The following is a 965-nucleotide window of genomic DNA, read 5'->3' as shown; positions in this document are numbered from 1 at the left end:
CTCGCCCTTCACGTCCACCGTGATCTTCTTGGACAGGTCGCCCGCCGCCACCGCCTTGGTCACGTCGGCGATGTTGCGCACCTGCGAGGTCAGGTTGCCGGCCATCGAGTTCACCGAGTCGGTCAGGTCCTTCCAGGTGCCCGACACGCCACGCACCTCGGCCTGGCCGCCCAGCCGCCCTTCGGTGCCCACCTCGCGCGCCACCCGGGTCACCTCGGCCGCGAACGACGACAGCTGGTCCACCATGGTGTTGATGGTGGCCTTGAGCTCCAGGATCTCGCCCTTCACGTCGACCGTGATCTTCTTGGAGAGGTCACCCGCCGCCACCGCCTTGGTGACGTGCGCGATGTTGCGCACCTGGGCGGTGAGGTTCGACGCCATCGAGTTCACCGAGTCGGTGAGGTCACGCCAGGTGCCGGCCACGCCCTGCACGTCGGCCTGGCCGCCCAGCCGCCCTTCGGTGCCCACCTCGCGGGCCACCCGGGTCACCTCGGCCGCGAAGCTGCGCAGCTGGTCCACCATCGTGTTGATGGTGTTCTTCAGCTCCGAGATCTCGCCCTTCACGTCCACCGTGATCTTCTTGGAGAGATCGCCCGCCGCCACCGCGGTGGTCACCTCGGCGATGTTGCGCACCTGCGAGGTCAGGTTGCCGGCCATGAAGTTCACGCTTTCGGTGAGGTCGCGCCAGGTGCCGGCCACGCCCTGCACGTCGGCCTGGCCGCCCAGGTGCCGGCCACGCCCTGCACGTCGGCCTGGCCGCCCAGCTTGCCCTCGGTGCCCACCTCGCGGGCCACCCGCGTCACTTCGGCGGCGAAGCTGCGCAGCTGGTCCACCATGGTGTTCACGGTGTTCTTCAGCTCCAGGATCTCGCCCTTCACGTCCACCGTGATCTTCTTGGACAGGTCGCCCGCCGCCACCGCCTTGGTCACGTCGGCGATGTTGCGCACCTGCGAGGTCAGGTTGCC

At 68.7% G+C, this 965-nt stretch carries 1 pseudogene; it reads right to left on the bottom strand.

Annotated features, from left to right (window positions below):
• Nucleotides 1-965: pseudogene (locus E8D38_RS27945) on the bottom strand (HAMP domain-containing protein); the annotation flags it as partial.

It is taken from the genome of Methylibium rhizosphaerae (genome assembly GCF_006386545.1).
Taxonomy (GTDB): Bacteria; Pseudomonadota; Gammaproteobacteria; order Burkholderiales; family Burkholderiaceae_C; genus Pseudorivibacter; species Pseudorivibacter rhizosphaerae.
This window is presented reverse-complemented; position numbering and strand designations above follow the sequence as displayed.